The organism is Arthrobacter echini (assembly GCF_008107445.1).
GTDB classification, from domain to species: Bacteria; Actinomycetota; Actinomycetes; order Actinomycetales; family Micrococcaceae; genus Arthrobacter_D; species Arthrobacter_D echini_A.
Genome location: NZ_VSLD01000028.1, coordinates 1 through 1,486, shown reverse-complemented (window position 1 = coordinate 1,486; position 1,486 = coordinate 1). Strand labels below are relative to the sequence as shown.

Sequence of the window (1,486 nt, the reverse complement as noted above, 5' to 3'; positions counted from 1 at the left end):
GGCCCTTCGCATTTAGGCGTGGTTGGTTCGTTTCGTGCGGTAGGGGCGGTGACCGCCGGCGGCGAGGAGGCAGCGGAGTCTGTAGTTGGTGAAGTTGCGGAATCCTCTGGCGATGCGGCGGGTGGTTTCGATAACACCGTTGACGGCTTCGGTGGGCCCGTTGGACGCGCCGTCGGTGTCGAAGTACGCCAGGATCGCGGACTTCCACTGCCGTAGTGTCCGGCCGAGCCGGGCGATCTCGGGGATCGGGCAGGAGGGGAACGAGGCGAGGATGGCGGCGACCAGGGCCCGGCCCTTCTCCGGTTTGACGTGATAGATCGAGCGGAGCTGTTGATAGCACTGCCAGGCGAGGGTGACTTCGTGGTCGGGGTCCCCGAGGTCGAGCTTGGTGTTCAGGCGGGCAACTTGTTTGTCGGTGAGGTGCTCGGCCCCGCATTGCAGGGTCCGTCTGATTCCGTAGAGCGGATCCCCGCTGCGTCCGCGGTGTCCGAGGGTGTCCTGCTGGACACGGCGGCGGACCTCGTCGACCATGGCCGAGCCGAGCTTCACGACATGGAACGCATCGAGCACGGTGATCGCTTCGGGGAGTTCGTCGCGGATCGCGTTCGCGTAACCACGGAACGGATCCAGGGCCGCAGTCTTGATGCCGGTCGTGAAGTTCGGGCCTTGGTCGGTGAGCCAAGTGGCGTAGGCCTTACCCGACCTGCCCGGAACGAGATCCAGCAACCGTGCATGAACCACGCCGTTCGCGTCGCGGGTGTGGTCCACGATGCCGGTGACCATGCCCGTACCAGGTGGTCCGGTGTGAGCCCAGACGTGCTCATCGACACCGAGAGCGTCGACTCCGGCCAGGCGGTCGGGGGTAGTGGTGCGGCGGATCGCCTCGGGTGTGATCGCGTCCCAGAGCGTGTGCCAGGACACCCCGAGTTGATAGGCCAGGGCGGAGACTGAGGTGTCGTAACGAGACAGGGCATCGACCGCCCACCCGATGGCCCGGCCGGTGAGCTTCGACCGTGGACCGGCCAGCGGGTGCTCTTCGGTGAACGTGGTCTTCGGGCATCCCGGTTCGGGGCACCGCCAGATGCGTTTGGACCAGACCAGGCGCACTGGCCGGCCGAAACACGGGATGTCATGCAGCCGGACCGGTCGGCGTCCGTGGCCGACCGCGATGACTCCGCAGGCCGGGCAGCCAGCGATCGTGTCGCCGGTCTCCACGCCGAGAACCAGGGCCGTCGGCGTTGTCGTGACGGTAGTGAGGTGGATGTTGGCGACGCCGAGCATCATGTCAGCGCGTGCGCACCAGCGGTCGCCGGAGCACGACATAGAGTTATTCACGTCAGGGTCTCTTCTGAATCTCGGTTGCTTGGTCGCTACCCATTCAAAGAGGCCCTGACCTCATTCCCACCACACCACGCCGCACCAGCACCAGCGAACCCCTGCCGCGTTAGTCCCCGACCGCCCTACCCACGCTCAACTGCGAAGGGCC

1 protein-coding gene is annotated in these 1,486 nt (G+C 66.2%); it reads right to left on the bottom strand.

The window, feature by feature from the left end:
* Window positions 1-12 precede the first annotated feature (12 nt).
* Window positions 13-1,323, bottom strand: a complete 1,311-nt coding sequence (locus tag FQ377_RS14660; RefSeq protein ID WP_472974039.1) for an ISL3 family transposase — start codon at window positions 1,321-1,323, stop codon at window positions 13-15.
* Window positions 1,324-1,486: the final 163 nt, after the last annotated feature.

Bases quoted from the DNA above. Each gene is read 5' to 3' on its own strand.
- FQ377_RS14660 (WP_472974039.1), bottom strand. From the start codon at position 1,323: ATGTCGTGCTCCGGCGACCGCTGGTGCGCACGCGCTGACATGATGCTC.